The 22,042-nt window shown below is 72.7% G+C and carries 18 protein-coding genes; 10 read left to right on the top strand and 8 right to left on the bottom strand.

Going from position 1 to position 22,042, the window contains the following annotated elements; translation table 11 throughout:
* Positions 1–167 precede the first annotated feature (167 nt).
* The gene (gene zapE, locus EDF38_RS06980; protein ID WP_123354584.1) at positions 168–1,184 is read right to left on the bottom strand and encodes a cell division protein ZapE; all 1,017 of its coding nucleotides are present in this window, start codon (positions 1,182–1,184) and stop codon (positions 168–170) included.
* A gap of 217 nt (positions 1,185–1,401) precedes the next feature.
* Here zapE and EDF38_RS06975 point away from each other — a divergent pair, with 217 nt between their 5' ends.
* The 7 genes from EDF38_RS06975 (at position 1,402) to EDF38_RS06945 (ending at position 8,922) form a co-directional block, all read left to right on the top strand.
* Positions 1,402–2,301, top strand: coding sequence for a sulfurtransferase (locus EDF38_RS06975; RefSeq protein WP_123354583.1), 900 nt, complete (start codon positions 1,402–1,404; stop codon positions 2,299–2,301).
* A gap of 4 nt (positions 2,302–2,305) precedes the next feature.
* The gene (locus tag EDF38_RS06970; protein ID WP_123354582.1) at positions 2,306–2,758 is read left to right on the top strand and encodes a SufE family protein; all 453 of its coding nucleotides are present in this window, start codon (positions 2,306–2,308) and stop codon (positions 2,756–2,758) included.
* Positions 2,755–3,531, top strand: a complete 777-nt coding sequence (locus EDF38_RS06965) for a dihydrofolate reductase family protein (protein ID WP_123354581.1) — start codon at positions 2,755–2,757, stop codon at positions 3,529–3,531. Before EDF38_RS06970 ends, EDF38_RS06965 begins: the two co-directional genes overlap by 4 nt.
* A gap of 74 nt (positions 3,532–3,605) precedes the next feature.
* On the top strand, positions 3,606–4,214 hold the full coding sequence (locus EDF38_RS06960) for a DUF3000 domain-containing protein (RefSeq protein ID WP_233572286.1): 609 nt from the start codon (positions 3,606–3,608) through the stop codon (positions 4,212–4,214).
* Positions 4,215–4,249: 35 nt separating this feature from the next.
* A complete protein-coding gene (locus EDF38_RS06955) occupies positions 4,250–5,521 on the top strand; it encodes an HRDC domain-containing protein (protein ID WP_123354580.1) in 1,272 nt (423 codons plus the stop codon).
* A gap of 72 nt (positions 5,522–5,593) precedes the next feature.
* Positions 5,594–6,799, top strand: a complete 1,206-nt coding sequence (locus EDF38_RS06950; RefSeq protein WP_123354579.1) for a thiolase family protein — start codon at positions 5,594–5,596, stop codon at positions 6,797–6,799.
* Positions 6,796–8,922: a 3-hydroxyacyl-CoA dehydrogenase NAD-binding domain-containing protein gene (locus tag EDF38_RS06945; RefSeq protein WP_123354578.1), complete on the top strand. Its 2,127-nt coding sequence runs from the start codon at positions 6,796–6,798 to the stop codon at positions 8,920–8,922. Before EDF38_RS06950 ends, EDF38_RS06945 begins: the two co-directional genes overlap by 4 nt.
* A 113-nt stretch (positions 8,923–9,035) precedes the next feature.
* On the opposite strand, the gene dxs is transcribed toward EDF38_RS06945, so the two are convergent.
* The 5 genes from dxs to dut form a co-directional block, all read right to left on the bottom strand.
* Entirely contained in the window at positions 9,036–10,976 is a 1,941-nt protein-coding gene (gene dxs, locus EDF38_RS06940) for a 1-deoxy-D-xylulose-5-phosphate synthase (RefSeq protein WP_123354577.1), read from the bottom strand.
* Positions 10,977–11,123: 147 nt separating this feature from the next.
* Positions 11,124–13,940 carry an aconitate hydratase AcnA gene (acnA, locus tag EDF38_RS06935; protein WP_123354576.1) on the bottom strand — a complete coding sequence of 939 codons (2,817 nt, stop codon included), beginning with the start codon at positions 13,938–13,940 and terminating at the stop codon, positions 11,124–11,126.
* Between the two features lie 165 nt (positions 13,941–14,105).
* Positions 14,106–14,888: a DUF3159 domain-containing protein gene (locus EDF38_RS06930; RefSeq protein ID WP_123354575.1), complete on the bottom strand. Its 783-nt coding sequence runs from the start codon at positions 14,886–14,888 to the stop codon at positions 14,106–14,108.
* Positions 14,889–14,913: 25 nt separating this feature from the next.
* Positions 14,914–15,636 carry a DUF3710 domain-containing protein gene (locus EDF38_RS06925; protein WP_123354574.1) on the bottom strand — a complete coding sequence of 241 codons (723 nt, stop codon included), beginning with the start codon at positions 15,634–15,636 and terminating at the stop codon, positions 14,914–14,916.
* The gene (gene dut / locus EDF38_RS06920; protein ID WP_370275583.1) at positions 15,633–16,124 is read right to left on the bottom strand and encodes a dUTP diphosphatase; all 492 of its coding nucleotides are present in this window, start codon (positions 16,122–16,124) and stop codon (positions 15,633–15,635) included. The genes EDF38_RS06925 and dut overlap by 4 nt, the downstream gene beginning before the upstream one ends.
* A 38-nt stretch (positions 16,125–16,162) precedes the next feature.
* Between dut and EDF38_RS06915 the strand changes: the two genes are divergently transcribed.
* Positions 16,163–16,618 carry a DUF3093 domain-containing protein gene (locus tag EDF38_RS06915; protein WP_123354573.1) on the top strand — a complete coding sequence of 152 codons (456 nt, stop codon included), beginning with the start codon at positions 16,163–16,165 and terminating at the stop codon, positions 16,616–16,618.
* Here EDF38_RS06915 and EDF38_RS06910 read toward each other — a convergent pair.
* Entirely contained in the window at positions 16,593–16,883 is a 291-nt protein-coding gene (locus EDF38_RS06910; protein WP_123355076.1) for a DUF4193 domain-containing protein, read from the bottom strand. The two genes, EDF38_RS06915 and EDF38_RS06910, sit on opposite strands and share 26 nt — an antisense overlap.
* Before the next feature lie 199 nt (positions 16,884–17,082).
* On the opposite strand from EDF38_RS06910, the gene sepH reads away from it, so the two are divergent.
* Positions 17,083–18,258: a septation protein SepH gene (sepH, locus tag EDF38_RS06905; RefSeq protein ID WP_158613328.1), complete on the top strand. Its 1,176-nt coding sequence runs from the start codon at positions 17,083–17,085 to the stop codon at positions 18,256–18,258.
* Between the two features lie 21 nt (positions 18,259–18,279).
* Here sepH and EDF38_RS06900 read toward each other — a convergent pair whose 3' ends face one another.
* The gene (locus EDF38_RS06900) at positions 18,280–19,416 is read right to left on the bottom strand and encodes an alkaline phosphatase family protein (protein WP_123354571.1); all 1,137 of its coding nucleotides are present in this window, start codon (positions 19,414–19,416) and stop codon (positions 18,280–18,282) included.
* A gap of 93 nt (positions 19,417–19,509) precedes the next feature.
* Between EDF38_RS06900 and EDF38_RS06895 the strand changes: the two genes are divergently transcribed.
* Positions 19,510–22,017, top strand: a complete 2,508-nt coding sequence (locus tag EDF38_RS06895) for a DNA topoisomerase (ATP-hydrolyzing) subunit A (protein ID WP_123354570.1) — start codon at positions 19,510–19,512, stop codon at positions 22,015–22,017.
* Positions 22,018–22,042 lie beyond the last annotated feature (25 nt).

The following is a 22,042-nucleotide window of genomic DNA, read 5'->3' as shown; positions in this document are numbered from 1 at the left end:
ACGGCAGGCGGCGCGGCGGTGACGCAGACTCAGTGTCGTGGGGCGAGGTTTCCGGTCGTGTCCGCGCATGTTTCGGCGATGTAACAGGATCTGTGCGTTCGTGAACAGCGTGTTTCGCGAGGCTCCGAGACGGCCCCCAGGCCGCTGGCGAGGTGTCGGGACGCCCGTCAGGCGGAGGTGAGGGCCACGAGGCGCGAGACCGCCCGGAGGTACTTCTTGCGGTAGCCGCCCGCGAGCATGTCCTCGCCGAAGACGCCGTCCAGGGGCGTGCCCGTCGCGATCACGCGCACCTGGGCGTCGTAGAGGCGATCGACGAACGCGACGAAGCGGAGCGCGTCCGTCTGGCTGGAGAAGGGCGCGACCCCGCGCATCCCCACGGCGTCGACGCCGTCGATCAGCTTGACGTACCGGCTCGGGTGGACCGTCGAGAGGTGCGCGACCAGCGCGCCGAAGTCGTCGACGGAGACGGTTCCCCCGACCGCCGCCACGGCGGCGTCGAGGTCGTCGGTGACAACGGCCCGCGCCTCGACCTCCCGGCGTCGGTAGTCGTCGCCGTCGATGCGCAGCGTCCGGAAGCGGTCGGACAGGCCCTGGATCTCCCGGAGGAAGTCGGCGGCGGCGAAGCGCCCCTCGCCGAGCGCCGCGGGGGGCGTGTTCGACGTCGCCGCGATGCGCGTGCCCTGGTCGGCGAGGTCGCCGAGCAGCCGCGTCATCATCATCGTGTCGCCCGGGTCGTCGAGCTCGAACTCGTCGATGCAGACCAGGGTCGCGCCCTTCAGCTGCTGGGCCGCCCCCGCGTAGCCCACCGCGCCGACGAGGGCGGTGTACTCGATGAAGGTGCCGAAGTAGCGACGACCGGTCGAGCGGTTGAACAGGGCCGCGAGCAGGTGCGTCTTGCCGACGCCGAAGCCGCCGTCGAGGTAGAGGCCGGGGAGCGCCTCCGGCACGTCCGAGCGGCGGCGGAAGAGGCCGCGGCGGGCCGGGCGCTCCCCCGCGGAGCCGAAGCCCGCCACCGCCTCGACGGCCTCGGCCTGCGACGGGAAGGCGTCGTCGGGCCGGTAGTTCTCGAGCGAGGCCCCGTCGAACTGCCGCGGCGGCACGAGCTCGGCGACGATCTCGGCGCTCGTGATGGTCGGCGCGCGGTCGACCAGCGACACGACGGTGCGGAGCGGTTCAGGGGACATCGGCGGGACCTCGCGGGTGGTGGCGTGACGGCCGGCGGGAATGCCGCGGCCGTGTTCTGTGTCAGAGTCTCGGGGGCGTCCGGGCGACGGCGACGCGCGATGCGTACCGTCGAGGTGCCGCCTGCCGATGATACCCACGCGGTCGGCGGCACCCGATCGCCCCGACCGCCGCCGCGGCGGACCCCGCCCTGCGGGGCGACAGACAAGAGGAGTCACCATGGTCGTCGACCACGACACGTCAGAACGGTTCACCGAGTACGCCCACCCGGAGAGGCTCGTCAGCACCGAGTGGCTGCAGGAGCACCTCGGGACGCCCGGCCTCGTCGTCGTCGAGTCCGACGAGGACGTCCTGCTCTACGAGACCGGCCACATCGCCGGCGCCGTCAAGATCGACTGGCACCTCGACCTCAACGACCCCGTGCAGCGCGACTACGTCGACGGCGAGGCGTTCGCCGCGCTCATGTCGCGCAGCGGCGTCGACCGCGACAGCACGATCGTCGTCTACGGCGACAAGAACAACTGGTGGGCGGCCTACGCCCTGTGGGTCTTCTCGCTCTTCGGCCACGCCGACGTGCGACTGCTCGACGGCGGTCGCGCGGCGTGGGAGGCGGAGGGCCGCGAGTACACGACGGTCGCCCCCCGGCCCGAGCCGACCGACTACCCGGTCGTCGAGCGCGACGACACCCTGCTGCGCGCCTACAAGGACGACGTCCTCGCGCACCTGGGCTCGCCGCTGATCGACGTGCGCTCGCCCGAGGAGTACTCGGGAGAGCGCACGACGGCTCCCGCCTACCCCGAGGAGGGCGCCCTGCGCGCCGGCCACATCCCCTCGGCCCAGAACGTGCCGTGGGGCAAGGCCGCGGCCGAGGACGGCCGCTTCCGCGGCGTCGTCGAGCTCGACGCGATCTACCGCGACGGCGCCGGCCTCGCCGACGGCGACGACGTCATCGCGTACTGCCGCATCGGGGAGCGGTCGAGCCACACCTGGTTCGTGCTGCACCACCTGCTCGGCTTCGAGAACGTGCGCAACTACGACGGCTCGTGGACCGAGTGGGGCAGCACCGTCCGCGTGCCCATCGTGCAGGGCACCGAGCCCGGCGCGGTCCCCGGGCGCTGAGCCGGTGAGCGACGCGACCGCGGGCGCCCTGCCCGCACACCTGGCCGAGATCCGCGAGGAGTTCCTCGCCCTCGAGCTGCGGGACCGCCTCCAGCTGCTCCTCGAGTTCTCGAACGAGCTGCCCGACCTGCCCGAGCGCTACGTCGGCCACCCCGACCTGCTCGAGCGCGTCGAGGAGTGCCAGTCGCCGGTGTTCATCTTCGTCGAGGTCGTCGACGGGCGGGTGGCGATGCACGCGACGGCCCCTCGCGAGGCGCCGACCACCCGCGGGTTCGCCTCGATCCTCGCGCAGGGGCTCAGCGGCCTGACCGTCGACGAGGTGCTCCGCGACGTGCCCGACGACTACCCGCAGACGATCGGCCTCGCGCAGGCGGTCAGCCCCCTGCGGCTCCGGGGCATGACCGCCCTGCTCGGCCGGGCGAAGCGCCAGCTCCGCGAGAAGACCGCGGCCGCGTGAGCCTGCGCGTCCTCCACCGCGTCGCCGCGGGACCGCTCGAGACGGCGGGCACGATCGACCCCGAGGCCGACCGGGACGTCCTGCTCGGCCTCTACGCGCCTCCCTCGGCCACCTGGCTGCGGCTCAACCTGATCGCGGCGGTCAGCGGCGACGCGGCCGGGCCCGACGGCACGTCGGAGACGCTGAGCAACCCGACCGACCGGGTCGTGCTCGGCGTCGTCCGCGAGCTCGCCGACGGCGTGGTCGTCGGTGCGGCGAGCGTGCGTGCCGAGGGGTACCGGGTGCCGAAGACCTCACGCCTCGTCGTCGTGACGTCGTCGGGCGACCTGTCGGGCCACCGCATGGACCCGGCGCAGGCCGAGCGCGTCGTGGTCGTCTGCCCGGCGTCGGCCGAGGAGGAGGTCGCCCGCACGCTCGGCGACGACGTCGCGGCGGCGGCCACCACGCTCGTCGTGCCGGCCGGCGACGACGGAGTCGTCGCGCCGGAGACGCTGCTGCGGCGGCTCCGCGAGCACGGTCTGCGTTCGCTCGTCTGCGAGGGAGGGCCGTCGCTCGCGGGGCAGTTCCTCCGCGACGGGCTCGTCGACGAGCTCTGCCTCTCGACGTCGCCGCTGGTGATCGGCAGCGGGCTGCCGGTCTTCGGGCGGGAACGCTTCGACCCGTCCGACCTCGAGCTCAGCCAGCTGCTGCTCGACGACGCGAGCGGGCTCTACGCGCGCTGGCTGCTGCCGGGAGGGCCCGCGGGCCGCTCCGCGGCGGAGGCAGGGCGGTGACGTGCCGTCGCGGCCTGCCCCGGCACCCGGCGTGCCGCAGACCTCTGGATCTGCTGGGAGCCTAGTCTGCTGGGGTGTCCCGCACTCCCCCGACGTCGCCGATCCCGGCCGCGACCCCGGACGCGTTCCTGGCCGCGGCCGAGTCCGTGCGCCGGGCCGTCGTGCGCGACGACCTCGCCGTGACCGAGATCCCCGCGCCGTCGGGGCTCGCCCCCCGAGCGCTCGCCCTGGCGGGCGACGTCGTGGGCGCCTCGGGCCGCGCCGACCCCGAGCTGGGCACCGGCCGCTTCGTGCTGCTGCACGACGAGTCCGAGCCCGAGGCGTGGGGCGGGCCGTTCCGCGTCGTCTGCTTCGCGCAGGCGCCCCTCGAGACCGACCTCGCCCTCGACCCCTTCGTCGCCGACGTCGCGTGGTCGTGGCTCGTCGACTCCCTCGAGGCCGGAGGCGCGGCGCACCACTCCGCGTCCGGCACGGCCACCAAGGTGCTCTCGACGGGCTACGGCGACCTCGCCGACCGCGGCGAGGGCGCCCAGCTGGAGCTCCGCGCCTCGTGGACGCCGACCAGCACCGACCTCTCGCCCCACGTCGACGCGTGGAGCGAGCTCATCTGCACGCTCGCGGGGCTCCCGCCGACGGTGGAGGGCGTCACGCTCCTCGCCTCCCGGCGCGTGGGGCGCGACTGAGCGACGACGCACCGACGAACAGGACCGACCGACACATGGACGACGCCACCACCGCCCCGACCCCGACCGTCAGCGTCTCGCCGACCGTCGCGACGGCCGACTCCGTGCACGGCCGGGTCGACGTCATCGCCGACCGGCAGGGCTACCTCGCGGCCGTCGAGGCCATCGCCGCCGGGCACGGCCCGATCTCGATCGACGCGGAGCGCGCCTCCGGCTATCGCTACTCGCAGCGCGCCTACCTCATCCAGGTCTTCCGCCGGGGGGCCGGCGTCTTCCTCTTCGACCCGCCCGCGATCGGCTCGTTCGACGAGCTCCAGGCGGTCATCGGCCACGAGGAGTGGGTGCTGCACGCGGCCAGCCAAGACCTCGCCTGCCTCCGTGAGGTCGGCCTCGACCCCGAGCTCGTCTTCGACACCGAGCTCGGAGCCCGGCTCGCGGGCCTGCCGAAGGTCGGCCTCGGCGCCGTCGTCGAGCAGCTGCTCGGCGTCCACCTCGCCAAGGAGCACTCCGCGGCCGACTGGTCGACCCGGCCGCTGCCGCAGAGCTGGCTCGTCTACGCCGCGCTCGACGTCGAGCTGCTCGTCGACCTCCGCGACGCGATGCACGAGCTCCTCGAGGGCGCCGGCAAGCTCGAGATCGCCCGCGAGGAGTTCGCCGCGACCGTGGCCCGCGAGGCCAAGCCGCCGAAGGCGGAGCCGTGGAGGCGCCTCACCGGCCTGCACACCGTCCGCGGCAGCAGGGGGCTGGCCGTCGCCCGTGAGCTCTGGCTCGCCCGTGACGAGTACGCCCGCCAGGTCGACACCGCCGCCGGGCGCCTCGTGCCCGACGCCTCCCTCGTGGCGGCGACGAAGGCGCAGCCCGCCGACAAGCGGGCGCTCGCGGGCGTCCGCGAGTTCGTGGGCCGCGCGAGCCGCAGCGAGCTCGACCGCTGGTGGGCGGCCATCGAGCGCGGCATGTCCACGGACGACCTGCCGAGCCACCGCGGACCGGCCGGCGACACGCTGCCCCCGCCCCGCAGCTGGGCCGACAAGAGCCCGATGGCCGACGCGCGGTACCGCCACGCGCGCCCGGTCGTGGCCGCGATCGCGGAGGAGCTCGACCTGCCCGTCGAGAACCTCCTCACGCCCGAGCTCCTGCGGCGTCTCTGCTGGGAGCCGCCGATCCCGTTCGACACCGACACGCTCGCGGCGGCCCTCCGCGACCTCGGCGCGCGGCGCTGGCAGGTCGAGGCCGTGGCCGGCCCCCTGGCCGACGCCTTTGTCGACGCCCACCAAGAGCCCGAGAGCCCGCCCGCCGAGGCTTCGTAGACTTCCGCGAAGGATTCTCGCCGGTCGGCGGCCCTCCCTAGGATCGAGGGCGATCCGAGCACTGGAGGCACTGTGGCCGAGAGAACCGAAGTCGTGTTCGTCGACGGGGTACGCACCCCGTTCGGACGAGCCGGAGACAAGGGAATGTACTGGCGCACGCGCGCCGACGACCTGGTCGTGAAGGCGATGAAGGGGCTGCTCGACCGCAACCCCTCGCTGCCGCTCGACCGCGTCGACGAGGTCGCCGTCGCGGCGACCACCCAGCAGGGCGACCAGGGCCTGACCCTCGGCCGCACGACGGCGCTCCTGGCCGGCCTCCCCCGTTCCGTGCCGGGCTACGCGATCGACCGCATGTGCGCCGGCGCCATGACGAGCGTCACGACCGTGTCGGGCGGCATCGCCTTCGGCGCGTACGACGTCGCGATCGCCGGCGGGGTCGAGCACATGGGCCGACACCCGATGGGCTTCGACGCCGACCCGAACCCCCGCTTCCTCACCGAGAAGCTCGTCAGCGGCGACGCCCTCAACATGGGCTCGACCGCCGAGCGCATCCACGACCGCTTCCCCTCCCTCACGAAGGAGCGCTCCGACCGCTTCGCCATGCGGTCGCAGCAGAAGCTCGCGGCGGCGTACGAGGCGGGCCAGATCCAGCCCGACCTCGTGCCGGTCGCGATCCAGACGGACGAGGGCTGGGGCCTGGCCACCCGCGACGAGGCGCCGCGCCCCGAGACGACCATGGAAGGCCTCGCGTCGCTCCGCACCCCGTTCCGCCCGCACGGGCGCGTGACGGCCGGCAACTCGTCCGGCCTGAACGACGGCGCGACCGTCAGCCTGATGGCCTCCGCCGACGCGGCCCGCGAGCTCGGCCTGACGCCGAAGATGCGACTCGTCAGCTTCGCCTACGCCGGCGTCGAGCCGGAGATCATGGGCATCGGCCCCGTCCCCTCCACCGAGAAGGCACTCCGCAAGGCCGGGCTCACCATCGACGACATCGGCCTGTTCGAGCTCAACGAGGCGTTCGCCGTGCAGGTGCTGTCGCTGCTCGACCACTTCGGCGTCGACGACGACGACCCGCGCGTCAACCCCTGGGGCGGCGCCATCGCCGTCGGCCACCCTCTCGCCTCGTCGGGGGTGCGGCTGATGATCCAGCTCGCCCGGCAGTTCGAGCAGCACCCCGAGGTGAGGTACGGCCTGACGGCCATGTGCGTCGGCCTCGGCCAGGGCGGCAGCGTCGTCTGGGAGAACCCCCACTTCTCGAGGAAGGCGGCCCGCTCGTGAGCACCGCGGTCGAACAGCTCGAGGCGCTGAGCGCCGACGAGGTCGTCACCCACTCCTACGTCCGTGACGTCCCGCTGCCGTCGGGCGGCGTCCTCGCGCTCGTCACGCTCGACAACGGGCGCGACCACACCCGGCCGAGCACCCTCGGGCCGGCGACGCTGCGCGAGCTGGGGGCGACCCTCGACGGCCTGCGGCAGCGCGCCTCCTCGGGTGAGGTCCAGGCGATCGCCGTCACCGGCAAGCCGTACTTCCTCGCCGCGGGGGCCGACCTCAGCAAGGTCAGCCAGATCCCCAGCCGCGAGGTCGCGGTCGAGCTCGCCCGCCTCGGGCACGCGACGCTCGGCAAGCTGCACGAGGCCGGCGTGCCGACCTTCGTGTTCGTCAACGGCCTCGCGCTCGGCGGCGGCCTCGAGATCGCCCTGCACGCCGACTACCGCACGGTCGACTCGTCGGTCGCGGCCGTCGCGCTGCCCGAGGTCTTCCTCGGCATCGTCCCGGCGTGGGGAGGCGCGTGGCTGCTCCCGAACCTCGTGGGCATCGAGAACGCGCTGCGGGTGGTCATCGAGAACCCGCTGAAGAACAACCGCACGCTGAAGGCCGCCGAGGCCCTCGAGCTCGGCATCGTCGACGCGGAGTTCGGCCACGCGGCCTTCCTCGAGGAGTCGATCCGCTGGGCGGACGGCGTCCTCACCGGCGCCGTGACGGTGTCGCGGCCGAACGTGCCGGGTCGCCTCGAGCGTGCCGTGAAGTGGGACGCGGCCGTCAGCATCGCCCGCAAGTCGCTCGAGTCCCGGATCGGCACCGTCGCGAAGTCGCCCTACTCCGCGCTGGCCCTCCTGAAGGCCGCGAGGTCGGCGACCCGGGAGGAGGGCTTCGCCTCCGAGGACGAGGCGCTCGGCGACCTCGTCTCCGGCGACCAGTTCCACGCGAGCATGTACGCCTTCGACCTCGTCCAGAAGCGTGCCAAGCGCCCGGCCGGGGCGCCGTCCCGCGACCTGGCGCGGAAGGTCGGCAAGGTGGGCGTCGTGGGCGCGGGTCTCATGGCCAGCCAGTTCGCGCTGCTCTTCGTCCGACGCCTCCAGGTGCCGGTCGTCATCACCGATCTCGACCAGGAGCGCGTCGACGCCGGCGTCGAGCGGATCCGCGGCGAGATCGCCACGCTCGAGTCGAAGGGCCGCATCTCGCCCGACGAGTCGAAGCGCCTCACGGCGCTCGTCACGGGCACGACCGACATCGCCGACTTCGCCGACGCCGACTGGGTCATCGAGGCCGTCTTCGAGGAGCTCGGCGTGAAGCAGGACGTCTTCGCGCGCGTCGAGGCGGTCGTCTCCGAGACGACCGTGCTCGCGACGAACACCTCGTCGCTCAGCGTCGAGGAGATCGGGGCCCGGCTCGCGCACCCGGAGCGGCTCGTCGGCTTCCACTTCTTCAACCCCGTGGCGGTCATGCCGCTCATCGAGGTCGTCCGGACGGCCCGCACCGACGACGAGACGCTGAGCACGGCGATGGTGACCGCCGCCGCCCTCAAGAAGAACGCCGTCATCACGGCCGACACCCCCGGGTTCGTGGTGAACCGCGTCCTCGCCAAGCTGCTCGGCGAGGCCATGCACGCCGTCGAGACCGGCACGCCCTTCGAGGTCGTCGACCGCGCCACGGCGCCGTTCGGGCTGCCGATGACGCCGTTCGAGCTGCTCGAGCTGGTCGGACTGACCGTGGGTGCGCACGTGCTCGACACGCACCACGCGGCCTTCCCCGACCGGTTCTACGCGAGCGACGGGCTGCACCGGCTCGCCGAGCACGGGCGCGTCTTCGACCGCGACAAGAAGGGCCGACGCACCGGGTTCGACAAGAAGGCCGTCGCCCTCGCGGCCGGTCCCGGCACCGCGCTGACCGAGGACGAGCTGCGGGTGAGGATCGAGGACGGCCTCGCCGACGAGGTCGGGCGCATGCTCGACGACCACGTCGTCACGGCGGCGGAGGACATCGACCTCTGCCTCATCCTCGGCGCGGGCTACCCGTTCCAGATGGGCGGGGTCACGCCGTACCTCGACCGCGTGGGCGCCAGCGAGAGGGTGCGCGGTCGGACCTTCCACGACCCCGTCGTCGCCGGGCCGGGGTCCTAGAACCCGGCGCGCCACCCGCGCCTCTCCTCCTCGGCGAGGCACGACGGAGCCCCTCGGCACTCGCCGAGGGGCTCCGTCGTCTCGCCGGTGTCCGCACAGGCCGGCCGGGCACGTCAGTCCTGCTGGGCGTCGACGCGTCGTGACTGGTGGTCGCCCACGGGGCGCGCCACGGGGATCTTGCTTCCGAGGACCTGCGCGACGACGTCGCGGGCGATGTGCTGGGGGGTGAGTCCTGCCTCCTCGAGGATCTCGGCCCGTGAGCCGTGCTCGAGGAACTCGTCGGGCAGGCCCAGCTCCGTCACCGCCGTGTCGACGCCGGCCTGGCGGAGGTCCTGCCGGATGCGCGTGCCGATGCCGCCCACGCGGACGCCGTCCTCGATGGTGACGACGAGGCGGTGCTCGGCGGCGAGGTCGATGACCGAGCGCGCCACCGGCACCACCCAGCGCGGGTCGACCACCGTCGCCCCGATGCCCTGGGCCGCCAGGCGCTCCGCGACGTCGAGGCCGACGGTCGCCATCGGGCCCACGCACACGAGGAGGACGTCGCGACGCTCGTCGCTGAGCAGGACGTCGACGCCGTCGTCGAGGCGCGTCTCGGCCTCGTGCTCGGCGCCGACGCTGCCCTTGGAGAAACGCACCACGGTCGGGGCGTCGGTGACGGCGACGGCCTCGCGGAGCTCCTCGCGCAGCCGGGTGGCGTCGCGGGGCGCGGCCAGGCGGATGTGCGGCACGATCTGCAGCAGCGCCAGGTCCCACATGCCGTGGTGGCTGGGGCCGTCCGGGCCGGTCACGCCGGCGCGGTCGAGCACGAACGTGACCCCGGCCCGGTGCAGGCCGACGTCCATGAGCACCTGGTCGAAGGCGCGGTTGATGAAGGTCGCGTAGAGGGCGACGACGGGGTGGAGCCCGCCGAACGCCAGGCCCGCGGCCGAGGTGACCGCGTGCTGCTCCGCGATGCCGACGTCGAGCACGCGCCTCGGGAACCGCTCGGCCATCTTGTGCAGCCCCACCGGGCGGAGCATCGCCGCGGTGATGCCGACGACGGTCTCGTCGCGCTCGGCGATCGAGACGATCTCGTCGGCGAAGACGCTGGTCCACGACGGCGCGTTCGACGTCTCGAGGGGCTCGCCCGTCTCGGGGTCGATCTGCCCGACGGCGTGGAACTGGTCCGCCACGTCGGCGCGGGCCGGGTCGTAGCCTCGGCCCTTCTCGGTGATGGCGTGGACGATGACCGGCGTGCCGTAGTTCTTCGCCTGGCGCAGCGCCTCCTCCATCGCCGACTGGTCGTGGCCGTCGACGGGGCCGACGTACTTGATGTCGAGGTTCGAGTAGAGCGCCTCGTTGTTCGTGAAGCGGCTGAGGAAGCCGTGCAGCCCGCCGCGGACGCCCCGGTAGAAGGCTCGGCCCGGGTGTCCGAGCCGGTCGAAGACCGCCTGGCTGCCGCGGTGCATGTCGCGATAGGTGCTCTGCGTGCGCACCGTGTTGAGGAAGCGCGCCATGCCGCCGATGGTCGGGGCGTACGAGCGGCCGTTGTCGTTGACGATGATGATCAGGCGGCGGTCGTTCTCGTCGCTGATGTTGTTCAGCGCCTCCCACGTCATGCCGCCGGTGAGCGCGCCGTCGCCGACGACCGCGACGACGTGACGGTCGGACTGGCCGGTGAGCTGGAAGGCCCGGGAGATGCCGTCGGCCCACGACAGGCTGCTCGACGCGTGCGAGCTCTCGACGATGTCGTGCTCCGACTCGGATCGCTGCGGGTAGCCCGCCAGCCCGCCCCGGAGGCGGAGCATGCTGAAGTCCTTGCGGCCGGTCACGATCTTGTGGACGTACGACTGGTGGCCCGTGTCGAACACGAAGGCGTCGTGCGGCGACCGGAAGACGCGGTGCATGGCGAGGGTCATCTCGACGACGCCGAGGTTCGGGCCGAGGTGGCCGCCCGTCTTCGACACCTCCGCGACGAGGAACCGCCTGATCTCCCCCGCGAGGTCGACCATCTGCTCGTCGGTGAGGGCGTCGAGGTCACGCGGACCCGTGATCGTCTCGAGAATGCTCATGCCGGCTTCCTTTCCGCCTACCCGGAGGCAGCCTGCCTCAGTTTAGGCGTCGGGCTCAGAGAACGCCGGGAGGCCGAGGCCCGTCGAGTCGATGCTCGACGGGCCGGCCTCCCGGCGTCGTGGTGGTGCGTGTCGACCGGGCGGGCGTCAGACCAAGCTGCGGAGGACGTACTGCAGGATGCCCCCGTTGCGGTAGTAGTCGGCCTCGCCCGGGGTGTCGATGCGGACGACCGCGTCGAACTCGACGGTCTGCTTGCCCGCCGCCGAGTGCTCGGTCGGCTCGGCCGTCACGTGGACCGTCTTCGGCGTCGTGCCCTGGTTCAGCTCCTCGATGCCGGCGATGCTGATCGACTCGGTGCCGTCGAGCCCGAGCGACTCCCACGACTCGCCCGCGGGGAACTGCAGAGGCACGACGCCCATGCCGATGAGGTTCGACCGGTGGATGCGCTCGAAGCTCTCGGTGATGACGGCCTTGACGCCGAGGAGGCTGGTGCCCTTCGCCGCCCAGTCGCGCGACGAGCCCGAGCCGTACTCCTTGCCGCCGAGGATGACGAGGGGCGTGCCCTGCTCCTGGTAGCGGGCGCTCGCGTCGTAGATGAACGACTGCGGCGCGTCGGCCTGCGTGAAGTCGCGCGTGTAGCCGCCCTCCACCCCGTCGAGCAGCTGGTTCCGCAGGCGGATGTTCGCGAACGTGCCGCGGATCATGACCTCGTGGTTGCCGCGACGCGAGCCGTAGGAGTTGAAGTCCTTGCGGTCGACGCCGTGCTCGTCGAGGTAGTGGCCGGCGGGGCTGTCGGCCTTGATCGACCCGGCGGGGCTGATGTGGTCGGTCGTGACCGAGTCGCCGAGCTTGGCCAGCACCCGGGCGCCGACGATGTCCGTGACGGGCGTCGTCTCGAGAGTCATGCCCTCGAAGTACGGGGGCTTCCGCACGTAGGTCGACTCGTCGTCCCACTCGAAGGTGGCGCCGGTGGGCGTCGGGAGCGAGCGCCAGCGCTCGTCGCCGTCGAAGACGCCGGCGTACTCGTGGGTGAACATGCCCGTGTCGATCGACGAGTCGATGGTCGACTGGACCTCGGCCGCGTCGGGCCAGATGTCGCGGAGGAAGACGTCGGTGCCGTCGCTCGACGTGCCGAGGGCGTCGTTCTCGAAGTCGAAGTTCATCGACCCGGCCAGGGCGTAGGCGATGACCAGCGGCGGGCTGGCGAGGTAGTTCATCTTGACGTCGGGGTTGATGCGCCCCTCGAAGTTGCGGTTGCCCGAGAGCACCGCGGTCACGGCGAGGTCGGACTCCTGCACGGCCGTCGAGATCTCGTCGAGCAGGGGGCCCGAGTTGCCGATGCAGGTGGTGCAGCCGTAGCCGACCGTGTAGAAGCCGAGGTCTTCGAGGTAGGTCGTCAGGCCGGCCTTCTCGTAGTAGTCGGTCACGACCTTGGAGCCCGGGGCGAGGGTCGTCTTGACCCACGGCTTGGCCTTGAGGCCCTTCTGGCTCGCGTTGCGGGCGAGGAGGCCCGCCGCCAGCATGACCGACGGGTTCGACGTGTTGGTGCAGGACGTGATCGCCGCGATGGCGACGGCGCCGTGGTCGAGCGTGAACGACGAGCCGTCGTCGAGGGCCACCCGGGTCGGGTTCGACACCTTGGCCGGGGCGTGCGAGGTGTGCGAGTGCTCGTGGTCGTGCCCGTCGCCGTCGTCCTCGGCCGTGAAGCCGACCGGGTCGGAGGCCGGGAACGTGCCCTCGACGGCCACGTCGACGACCGAGTGGTCGGTCGAGGCGTAGTTGTCGAGATCGATCTCGAACTGCGACTTCGCCGCCGTCAGCTCGATCCTGTCCTGGGGGCGCTTGGGCCCCGCGATCGACGGCACCACGGTGGCGAGGTCGAGCTCGAGGTACTCGCTGAAGACGGGCTCGACCGACGGGTCGTGCCAGAGCCCCTGCAGCTTGGAGTACTTCTCGACGAGCTCGATCTGGTCGTCGCTGCGTCCGGTGAGCCGGAGGTAGTCGAGGGTGACGTCGTCGATCGGGAAGATCGCCGCGGTCGAGCCGAACTCCGGGCTCATGTTGCCGATGGTGGCCCGGTTCGCGAGCGGCACCTCGGCGACGCCCTCGCCGTAGAACTCGACGAACTTGCCGACGACGCCGTGGCGACGCAGCTGCTGCGTGATCGTGAGGACGACGTCGGTCGCGGTGACCCCGGTTGGGATCGAGCCGGTCAGCTTGAAGCCCACGACCTTCGGGATCAGCATCGACACGGGCTGGCCGAGCATGGCCGCCTCGGCCTCGATGCCCCCGACGCCCCAGCCGAGCACGCCGAGGCCGTTGACCATCGTCGTGTGCGAGTCGGTGCCGACGAGGGTGTCGGGGTAGGCCTGCAGGGTGCCGCGCACCTCGCGGCTGTAGGTCACGCGGGCCAGGTACTCGATGTTCACCTGGTGGACGATCCCGGTGCCGGGCGGGACGACCTTGAAGTCGTCGAACGCCGTCTGGCCCCAGCGGAGGAACTGGTACCGCTCGCCGTTGCGCTCGTACTCGATGTCGACGTTGCGCTCGAGCGCGTCGGCCGTGCCGAAGAGGTCGGCGATGACCGAGTGGTCGATGACGAGCTCGGCGGGCGCGAGGGGGTTGATCTTGGTGGGGTCGCCGCCCAGCGCCGAGACGGCCTCTCTCATCGTGGCGAGGTCGACGATGCAGGGCACGCCGGTGAAGTCCTGCATGACGACGCGCGCCGGCGAGAACTGGATCTCGGTGTCGGGCTCGGCCGTGGGCTGCCACGATCCGAGGGCGCGGATCTGCTCGCCCGTGACGTTAGCGCCGTCCTCGGTGCGGAGCAGGTTCTCGAGCAGGACCTTGAGGCTGAACGGCAGCTTCTGCGAGCCGTCCACCGCGTCGATGCGGTAGACCTCGTAGTCGGTGCCGCCGACCGTCAGGACGTCCTTCGAGCTGAAGCTGTTGATCTCGGACATGTGCCGTCTCCCTTGCTGACTCTGCCCTCATCCTCGCCGTACGGCCGGACGCCGTACCAGCGAGGACAGCCTAAGTCGTCGCTTCGCGACACGGTCGGGCAGTCCATCTATCTTGATGTCGAGACAAATCCTACACCCGGAAGCACGGTGGCCGGCGCTGCGCGCTCAGGCTCGGTCGCCGCCGGCGAGCTCGTCGTCCGAGGCGGCCCGTGCCTGGTACACCGTGCGCACCAGCAGCCAGGTCACCCAGAGCAGGCCGGCGTAGAGCGGCACCCCCATGATGAGCTTGAGGGTGGCCAGGGCCGTGATCTCCCCCGACAGGAAGAGCGGGAGCTGCACCGCCAGCCGGGCCGCGAACAGCCCGACCCAGAGCCAGGTCGCGAGCACGAGCACTCGGCGCTTGGCGCGGTCGAGGCGCCACGCGCCTCCCTCGTTGGTCAGCAGCCCGACCACGACGCCGATGAGCGGCCAGCGCACGGCGATGCTCACGAGGAGGGCGACGAGCGACACGGCGTTGACGAAGAGGCCCGGCACGAAGTTGCCCTCCGCCCGCCCGCTGAGGAGGGCGATCGCCGCGGAGACCGCGATGCCGAGCACCCCCGCCAGCGCCTGGGCGACCGGGCCGCGCTGCACCGCGCGGACGGCCACGAAGGCGAGCGCGACCGCGACGGGGATGAGCACGGAGGGGACGAGCTGGCGGGTGATCGTGTAGACGACGACGAACCCGAGACCCGGGAGGATCGACTCGGCCAGGCCGCGCACCCCGCCGATGGCCGACAGGAGGGCGGAGGCGGTGGGGACCTGGCCCGGTGCGACCTGTCCGATGCCGGCGCGCTGGGCGGCCGTTCGGAGCTGGGCCGCGAGGGAGGCGCGGGCGTCGACGTCCCCGTCGGCCGGGACGTGGCCCTCGTCGTGCGGCTGGCCCCGGAGCGGGTCGGTGCCGGTCATCGTCCGGACCGCCGACGCCCCACGGTCAGACCGCCGTCGGCGCCGGACCGGCGTCGGTGGGGCTGGCCTTCGGCATGGTGAGCGGGATGAGGTCGCGCGGAGCCATCGGCGTCGTGCCGCGGACGACGACCACGCTGCGGAAGAGCTCCTCGATCTTCTCGGCCGCGTCGGGGTCGACCGTGGCCTCGCCGGCGATGACGCCGCGCAGGAACCAGCGCGGACCGTCGACGCCGATGAACCGGGCCAGTCGCGAGCTCTGGGCGTCGCCGCCCATCACGGGGATCTCGGCCCGGACCTCGGGGCCGAAGGGGCCGTCGACCTCGGAGGTCGTGCCGCCCTGCTTCTGGATCTGCTCGGTGATCTGCTCGCGGATCTCGTTCCAGAGCCCCGTGCTGCGCGGGGCCGCGAACGGCTGCACCTGCAGGGTCGACTTGGCGAAGTCGAGGCCGACGGCGACCACGCGCTTGCTGCCCTCCTCCACCTCGAGGCGGAGGTGGAGGCCGTCGCGCGGGAGGATCTTGACCCCGCCGAGGTCGACGTAGGGCCGGACGGGACTGGCCTCGGTCTCGTCGAGGGGACCGGTGTCGGCGCGCTCGGCGGGGGCCGACTTCGAGTCGTCGAAGACCTCGACCTCGGCGTCGGGCAGGGACTCGATGTCGACGGTGACGTCGTCGAGGTCGGCGGTCTCGGTCTCGACCTCGACGACCTCCTGGGCGCGGGCCTCGCGCTTGGACTTCCTCAGGATCATTCGGTGCCTCCGGTGGTGCGTGAGTAGCCCGTCGAGCCGAAGCCGCCGGTGCCGCGGACGCTCTCGGGGAGCGTCTCGACGGGCACGAAGACGGCCTGGACGACGGGGACGATGACGAGCTGGGCGATCGCGTCGCCGACCTCGACCTGGTGGTCGGCCTCGAGGTCGGTGTTCAACAGGGTGACCTTGATCTCGCCCCGGTAGCCCGCGTCGACGGTGCCGGGGCTGTTCACGACCGTGATGCCGTGCTTGGCGGCGAGCCCGCTGCGCGGGACGACGAAGGCGGCGTGCCCCTCGGGGAGCGCGATCGACACGCCCGTCCCGACGAGGGCGCGGTGCCCGGCACGGAGCAGGACCGCCTCGGTCGAGACCAGGTCGGCCCCCGCGTCGCCGGGGTGGGAGTAGGTCGGCACGGCCGCCGGACGGCCGGCGTCGCCGCCCGCCACGGGCCGGACGGGCGCGAACGGCACGTCGAGGGTCTGGATCACGTGTCGAGGGTAGTGCAGAAGTCTGGTCGAATGGACCCATGAACCCCTACCGCGAGCGACTCCTGCCGCCGGTCACCGTCTTCGTCGCGTGCGCCCTCCTGATCCCCGCCTCCCTGCTCGTCTTCCTCCCCATCGACGAGACCGCGGGCGTCGTCGTGGCCGCGGCCTTCTACGTCGCGGCCGTCGTGCTGCTGGTCGTGAGCTCGCCGGTCGTGCGGGTCGAGGAGGACGGCTTCCACGCCGGTCGGGCGCACCTGCACCCGGACGAGATCGGCGAGGTGTCCGCGCACCGAGGCTCCGCCGCGACGGCAGAAAGAGGGCCCCGGCTCGACGCGCGAGCCTGGACCCTCTTCCGGGGCTGGGTGAAGCCGGTGGTCAAGATCGCCCTCACGGACGAGTCCGACCCCGCTCCTTACTGGTTGGTGTCGACGCGACGACCCGACGAGGTCGTGCGTCGGCTGGAGCAGCTCAGGCTGCGCACTCCCGGCAGATAGCGCCGAGCTTGGTCTCGTGGTCGAGCTGCGAGCGGTGCTTCACCAGGAAGCACTCGACGCAGGTGAACTCGTCGACCTGAGGGGGGAGGACCACGACGTCGAGGTCGAGGTCGGAGAGGTCCTGTCCGGCGAGCTCGAACGAGCCCGGGTTGTCGGCGTCGTCGTCGATGACGCCGGTCGTCTTGTCGGGGACCCTCTCCTTGAGGCCCTCGATCGACTCCGAGTCGTCGTCGTTCTTGCGAGGTGCGTCGTAGTCGGTGGCCATGCCCATCCAGTTCTGTTTCGTTCGTCGTGCCCGATCGGGCGCGCACAGTTTGCATCACTCGTTGTCGAATAGCAAACCAGTCCGAGAGGGCTCCCGGACGCCCCTGTGCAACTTGCGGCACGCCCGTCCTATTCCCATGCGCAGGCCCCCTGACGTGCGATTCTTGCCACTTGATCACGACGGTGGAAAGGCGTGGCACATGCAGGATCTGAGGGTCGTCGGAGTCCAGAGCGGAGCGCTCCTCCTCGCGACCGACGCCGGGGGCGAGTACCGCCTCCCGGTGACGCACGCGCTGCACTCCCAGATCCGGTCGGCGTCGCCCGGCACGGGTCCCGCCGAGCGCAAGGCTCCCCCGCGCGAGATCCAGGCACAGATCCGCGCCGGGCGCTCGTCGGCCCAGGTCGCCGAGGCGACCGGCGCCGACCTCGACTTCGTGCGACGGTTCGAGGGCCCCGTCCTCGCCGAGCGTGCGTTCGTCCTCGAGTCGGCCTTCGCCGTCACGGTCTCGGTCGCGACCGACGGTCCCCCGGCACCCGGGGCCTCGACGTTCGGGGCGGTCATCGAGGCCCGCCTCGACACCGCCGAGGCGACCAGCCGCGAGTGGTCGAGCTACAAGCACCTCGAGCACGGGTGGACCGTCCGCGTCTCCTACGTCGTCGGCGAGGTCGAGCGCGAGGCCGAGTGGCTGTTCGACCCCAAGAAGCACGTCCTCGCGCCCCGCGGGGGCGATGCCCACGTGCTCTCGCAGCACTCGGAGGACGTCGGCCCCCTCGTGCCGCGCCTCCGCGCCGTGGACCACGACCGCGGAGCCGAGCGCGACGAGCCGAGCCGCTTCGACAGCGGCGCGTTCGCGCTGCTCGGAGACCCGGTCGACGACACGCTCGTCGAGCCGGCGGTCGAGCGCCAGCGGACGGAGGCGCGGTCCGACTCGCGCTCCGCCGCCTCCCTCGCCGCCACCAACCGGGCGCCCGAGTCCGCCTCGTCGTCACAGGCGCAGACGGCCGACCTCCTCGAGGCGCTCCGTCGCCGCCGGGGCGAACGGGAGTCGGCGCGCTTCTCCGACGACGACCACGGCACCCCGACGGTCGCACCGGTGCGCATCATCGACGTCCCCCTCGACGACTTCGACCTGCCCGAGGGCACCCCGACGGGCACGCCCGCCGTCCCGGTGCAGGACGACGACCCGCTTCCCTCCGCCCCGCGCGACGAGGCGCCCCGTTCCCTCGACGCGGCACGCGGCGGACGCGGACGGCCCGCACGCGGCGTCATGCCGGCGCCGACGACCGCGACGCCGAAGAAGAACCGCGGGCGGACGGCCATGCCGAGCTGGGACGAGATCGTCTTCGGGGCCCGGTCGGACGACGACCCCGCCTGACGCACCGGACGCCCGGCGGCCTCAGCGGGCGAAGGCCCCGAAGCGTCGGAGCGGGACCTGCGTCTCCTCGGGCGACCACGAGCCGTGCTGGCCGACCATCGATCCGGCGCGGCCGCCCGTCGAGCGGCCGTCGTACCAGACGACGGCCTTGCGGGCGGCGACGATCAGGTCGCCGATGCGCGGCAGCACCTCGGGGTGCACCTCGCCGAACCAGCCGGCCGCCACGGCCTCGTCGCGCGTGAGCACCCAGGCCCGCGCGCCCTCCGAGGCGCGCCATGCCTCGACCGTCGCCCTGCGGAGGTCGTCGGGTGCCTCGGGCTCGAAGTGCAGCTGGAGGCACCTCGGCTCGCCGGCGACGTGTCGCACGCCCTCGACGAGCGCGTCGCGATCGCCGAAGACGATCCGCTGGTGCTCGGGCACGTCGATCACGCCGTGGTCGGCCGTGACGAGCAGGCCCGCGTCGGCGGGCAGCCCCGCCGCGAGGCCGCGGACGGCCGCGTCGACCTCCTCCAGCCCGGCGGTCCACTCGTCGGACTCCCACCCGGCCCGGTGGGCGATCATGTCGAGCTCGGGCACGTAGAGGTACACGAGGGAGGCGCCCGGCGCGGCCACGAGGGCCCGTGCCGTCTCGAAGCGCTCGGCCACGGACTCGGCGACGACGTAGGTCGCGCCCGAGAGGATCGCCTCCGTGAGGCCGGACGAGGCATAGCGGGCGGGACCGACCGCGTAGGACCGGACCGCCGCCTCCCCCGCGCGCTCGAAGGCCGTCGCGCTCCGCTGCCAGGTGTCGGGGCGCATCCCCGAGTCCCAGCCCGAGAGCTGCTTGACCACCCGGTCGCGCTCGCGGTCGAGCACGGACCAGCCGACGAGGCCGTGCTCGCCGGGGAGGGCGCCGGTGGTGAGGGTGGCGAGGGCCGCCGCCGTCGTGGTGGGCCAGCCCGACCAGATGCTGCCGCGCACGGCGGACAGGGTGCGGGCGTGGCCTCGCCGGGCGCCGAGCGACGACGAGCCGAGCCCGTCGACGAGGGCGACGACGGCCGACCGGGCAGGCGGGAGGGGGATGGTGCCCGACGACCCCGAGAGGGAGGCGAGGCACGAGGACATCACGTCGGCCAGGCTCGCGGCCCCGGTCGGACGCGCCGGTACCATGGTGGTCATCGGCCCCAGTCTGGCACAGGCCCACCGCGCCGCCCCGAGGTCCGACCCGCCCCTCCCGCCCAGGTGCCCCGCACCTCCTGCCCCGAGAAGTAGATGACGACGACCGACACCCAGAGCACGGCCGACGACGGCGAGCGGATCGAGGACATCGACGTCTCGCTCGAGATGCAGGGCTCGTTCCTCGAGTACGCGTACTCGGTCATCTACTCCCGGGCCCTGCCCGACGCGCGCGACGGCCTCAAGCCCGTCCAGCGCCGCATCCTGTACCAGATGTCCGAGATGGGCCTGCGTCCCGACCGGGGCCACGTGAAGAGCGCCCGCGTGGTGGGCGAGGTCATGGGCAAGCTCCACCCCCACGGCGACACCGCCATCTACGACGCGATGGTGCGCCAGGCCCAGTCGTTCACGATGCGGGTGCCGCTCATCGACGGGCACGGCAACTTCGGCTCGCTCGACGACGGCCCGGCCGCGCCCCGCTACACCGAGGCCCGGCTCGCGGAGGCCTCCCTCGCGATGACGCGCAGCCTCGACGAGGACGTGGTCGACTTCGTCCCCAACTACGACAACCAGCTGATGCAGCCGGAGGTGCTGCCGGCCGCCTTCCCGAACCTCCTCGTCAACGGCGCCAGCGGCATCGCGGTCGGCATGGCGACGAACATGGCACCGCACAACCTCGTCGAGGTCGTGGGCGCCGCCCGTCACCTCATCGACCACCCCGGCGCCACGCTCGACGACCTCATGGCCTACGTGCCCGGTCCCGACCTGCCGACCGGCGGCACGATCTCGGGCCTCGCGGGCGTCCGGGACGCCTACGCCACCGGACGCGGCTCGTTCAAGACCCGGGCGCGGGTCCAGGTCGAGAGCATCACCGCCCGCAAGGCAGGGCTCGTCGTGACCGAGCTGCCCTATCTCGTCGGCCCGGAGAAGGTCATCGAGAAGATCAAGGACGGGGTGCAGGCCAAGAAGCTGACCGGCATCACGGACGTCACCGACCTGACCGACCGCACCCACGGCCTGCGCCTCGTCATCGGCGTCAAGACCGGCTTCAGCCCGGAGGCGGTGCTCGAGCAGCTCTACCGCTACACCCCGCTCGAGGACGGGTTCAGCATCAACAACGTCGCCCTCGTCGAGGGGCAGCCGCGCACGCTGGGCCTGAAGGAGATGCTCGAGGTCTACGTCGGCCACCGGCTGGAGGTGGTGACCCGCCGGAGTCGCTACCGACTCGGCAAGAAGGAGGACCGCCTCCACCTGGTCGAGGGGCTGCTGATCGCCATCCTCGACATCGACGAGGTCATCCAGGTGATCCGGTCGAGCGACGACACGGCCGCCGCCCGCGCCCGGCTCCGCGAGGTCTTCGACCTCAGCGAGATCCAGGCCGAGTACATCCTCGACCTCCGCCTGGGCCGCCTCACGAAGTTCAGCCGCATCGAGCTGGAGACCGAGCGCGACGAGCTCACCGCGGCCATCGAGGAGCTGCGCGCCCTGCTCGCCGACCCCGCGCGCCTCCGCGCCCTCGTCTCGAGCGAGCTCGCCGACATCGCCGAGCAGTTCGGCACGCCCCGACGGACCCTCCTCACCGAGGCCCGACCGAGCGTCGCGACGACCGGACGCGGGCGGAACGCCCCCGTGCTCGAGATCGCGGACACCCCGACGCGGGTGTTCCTGTCGACGACGGGGCGCCTCCTGCGGGTCGACCACGCCGACCCGGGCAGCGACGTCCCCGCGCCGCCGCCGCGCCGGACGAAGCACGACGCGATCCTGTCGTCGATCGACACGACCACCCGCACCGAGGTGGGGGCCGTGACGACGACCGGTCGCCTCATCCGCTTCACCCCGGTCGACCTGCCGTCGGTGCCCCCGACGTCCGTTCAGCTCGGCGCGGGCGTGCCCGTCGCCGACTACGTCGGGCTCACCGACCGGAAGGAGAAGGTGCTCGCCCTCGTGTCGCTCGACGCCGACCGCCCGATCGCCCTCGGAACGGCGCGCGGCGTCGTCAAGCGCGTCGCCCCGGGGCAGTACCCGTCGAAGCCCGACTTCCCGGTCATCACCCTCAAGGGGGGCGACTCCGTCGTCGGCGTGTCCCAGGGGTCCGACGACGACGAACTGGTCTTCGTCACGTCGTCGACGCAGCTGCTCCGCTTCCCGGCGTCGACGGTGCGGCCGCAGGGCCCGGCGGGCGGCGGCGTGGCCGGCATCACCGTGGCCGACTCGGCCCGCGTCATCTTCTTCGGGTCGGTGCCCGCCGGGGCCGAGGCCGTCGTCGCGACCGTCTCGTCGAGCGCCTCCACCCTCGAGGGGACGGACGCGGGCCGCGCCAAGGTGAGCGCGTTCGACGAGTTCCCCGCGAAGGGCCGTGCGACCGGCGGCGTCCGCGCCCACGCGCTGCTCAAGGGCGAGGACGCCCTGTCCCTGGCCTGGGTCGGCACGGGGCCGGCCCGAGCGGTCGGCACGGACGGCGCGGTGCGGCACCTCCCCGAGGCCCTGGCCCGGCGCGACGCCTCCGGCTCCCCGCTCGACGCGGCCGTCGGCACGATCGGTGCGTCGCTCGCGAACGTCACCGACTCGGCCACGGGGGCGTCCGCGGGCACCGAGCCCGCCTAGGACGACCGCGCAGCCGCGAGGGCCG

It is taken from the genome of Frigoribacterium sp. PhB160 (genome assembly GCF_003751785.1).
Taxonomy (GTDB): domain Bacteria; phylum Actinomycetota; class Actinomycetes; order Actinomycetales; family Microbacteriaceae; genus Frigoribacterium.
This window is presented reverse-complemented; position numbering and strand designations above follow the sequence as displayed.